Here is a 2518-nt window from a genome sequence, read left to right as displayed (position 1 = left end):
GCAGGGCGGGCCGATGAGGGCCGAGGAGGTGGCCGAGTTCCGCAGGAACCCGTTCCATGAGGAGGCGGTGCGCGTCCGCATCTGGGACGAGGGCGGCAAGGTCGCCAACATGAAGACGCGCGCCTTTCGTGACTACGTGCCGCTGCTGGAGCGGGTGGTGAGGAAGTTCGCGGCGGAAAAGGCTGCATGATGCCTGGCGACAGATGTCATGCAATCGCGACCCATTTCAGAGAGACACACCGACAATAGTGGTTGCCTGAAAGACTAGAGATGCTTCCGGGCAACACTCTGTCACCGATCATAAGTCTTGAAAGAATGCCTCTTGCATCAAATCTGCCGCGAGCCTAGAGAAGCCGCCCATCCTTAATCCGTCTTCCCGAAAGGAGACCTGTCAATGTCCCGGCAATCCAGATCGACACATTCCGTGCCGACGCTGGAATTGCGTGCGGCTGACAGGGGTCCAATCAGGAAGAACGGCCATGGCCAAGTCCATGATCCAGCTCAGGCAGGACGCCGAGCGCCAACGCATTGAAGCATATCAGGTAACGCTGCGGCGGGTTACCGCCGTGCCGCGTCCCGCTCCGAATTTCGAACGGGCGATCGAGGAAGCATGCCGGGGCTTTGCCCGCAGGGCCATCCGCGACGGCGCCTTGTGGCGCCCGAAGCTGAAGACGCGCGACCCTGCGCGGCTGCGGCTGGCGGCCGCCCGTTTTCTTTATGCGCGCTATCCGGTTTCGGCTGCGCTGGAGGCCATCTGGCTGGATAGCTCGGGGCTGAACGCCGACGAGGTCGCGCTTCGCAAGGCTTGGTACGTCGCGGCCGCGCGTAGCGACTCGCTCTACAAGGCGGGCGCCAATGCCTGGCTGTCGCGCAAGGAAGTGCATTGCTTCGTGAACGTCGTCGGCGATTTCACCTTCGAGGAGGCATTCTGGTTGGCGATCGCCCGGTCCTGCACGGACGATCCCGGCCTGGCCACGCGGCTCGCCCGGACGAAGATCGCGCGCACGCCACGCGGCGAGATTGCCTTCTGGCGCGAGGTGGCGCGATTCTTCTGCGGACATCCCACCTCGCGGGAGGAGATCGACGACCTGTGCGACTATCTCGGCGCCATGCACCGGCGCGATCGAGCCTACAGCCTGAAGGGGCGCACGCTTGTCTCGCTGCGCAGGCAGATGGTGGAATGGCACCGCGACATCGCCGCGATCGAGCGCATCGAGGCGCTGCGCCGCCGCGCCGCCGGGAAAGGGCAGCAGGCGCAAGGCCCTGCGTGGGACGGCTCGCGGCTCGAGGACTGGGACTGGGAGCCGTCCGCCAAGGAGGCGAAGGCGCATGGCGAGCGGTTCTTCGTTCGCCAGCTGAGGACGGCCGAGGACCTGGTCGCCGAGAGCCGCGCGATGCATCACTGCGTCTCGCTGTATGCGGCCAAGTGCATCGCCGGCAACGCCTCGATCTGGGTGCTGCGGCGCAAGGCGCTCGGCAAGATCGAGCGCTTGCTGACGATCGAGCTCGACCCGCAAAACCGCGCTGTCCAGGTGCGCGGGTTCGGCAACCGTCTCGCCACGGCGGAGGAGCGCAAGATCGTCGAGCGCTGGGCCAAGGCGAGGGGCGTGGTGCTCCGCGCCTGAACGGAAGGCCTGCGCGGCCGTTGCGCCGCGCAGGTCTCACCAACGCCGTCATGTCTCGATGGTCGCGCAATCGTGATCGGTTTTTGCCGCATTGCGGCCATGGCGGCTCAAGACAACGAGCGCGGGGGCCAATGGCGATGCAAGGAACCGGGAGCGCGTCATGCAATTGTCCTCGATCCATCCATTCGCCCGGCGCGGGCTGGCAGCGGCTGTCGCGGTCACCTTGGCTTTGGGCGCGACCATCGCATCCCCGTTGGCGGCGCCGTCCTACCAGGCCGCCCACGCGGCCGTGGTCTCCGTGACCGTCCGCGAGCGGCTCGCGACTTACGGCGGATGGCGGACTTCCAGCCGGTTCGGCGAGGTGTGGGTTCCCTCCGTCCGGCCTGAATGGCGGCCCTATACGGAAGGCAGATGGGTGTGGACCGACGAGGGCTGGTACTGGGAGTCGGCTGAGCCGTTCGGCGGCATCGTCTTCCACTACGGGCGCTGGGCATACGATCCCGAACTCGGCTGGGTCTGGATCGCCGGCTACAAATGGGCGCCGGCCTGGGTGGTGTGGCGCCAGGGCAGCGACGACATCGGCTGGGCACCGGCGCCGCCGCGTATTGCCGATGTCGCGGTCGACGAGGGCTGGTGGTGCTTCGCGCCGGTGGTAGCAATCGGCGCGGCCGATCTCGTCACCGTCGTGCGGCCGGTGCGCGAAAACGTAACCATCATCCGCAACACGACGATCATCAACCAGACCGTGGTCGTCAACAACGCGCCGCGTGTGCGGCTCGGCAACCAGGTCGTCGCGATCAATGCGGGGCCGCGCCTGCCTGAGCTTCCGAAGGCGGTCGTGACGTCGATTAAGGCGGCGAAGATCGTCCCGCCGCGTAAGGGCGACTTTGGCG

The 2518-nt window shown here is 66.5% G+C and carries 2 protein-coding genes and 1 pseudogene; all 3 read left to right on the top strand.

The genetic code is table 11. From position 1 onward, the window contains the following. Nucleotides 1-190: pseudogene (locus EOA33_RS31865) on the top strand (phosphodiesterase); the annotation flags it as partial. A 289-nt stretch (nucleotides 191-479) separates the two neighbouring features. After that, complete coding sequence (locus EOA33_RS31860) at nucleotides 480-1625, top strand: PcfJ domain-containing protein (RefSeq protein WP_127407432.1); 1146 nt, start codon at nucleotides 480-482, stop codon at nucleotides 1623-1625. A 160-nt stretch (nucleotides 1626-1785) separates the two neighbouring features. Further along, nucleotides 1786-2518 (top strand): DUF6600 domain-containing protein (locus tag EOA33_RS31855; RefSeq protein ID WP_348628274.1); only part of this gene is annotated, 733 nt, incomplete at its 3' end.

The organism is Mesorhizobium sp. M4A.F.Ca.ET.050.02.1.1 (assembly GCF_003997725.1).
In the GTDB taxonomy this organism is placed as follows: Bacteria; Pseudomonadota; Alphaproteobacteria; order Rhizobiales; family Rhizobiaceae; genus Mesorhizobium.
This window is presented reverse-complemented; position numbering and strand designations above follow the sequence as displayed.

Excerpts from the sequence above, each read along its gene's own strand:
- EOA33_RS31860 (WP_127407432.1), top strand. The coding sequence starts at position 480 with ATGGCCAAGTCCATGATCCAGCTCAGGCAGGACGCCGAGCGCCAACGC.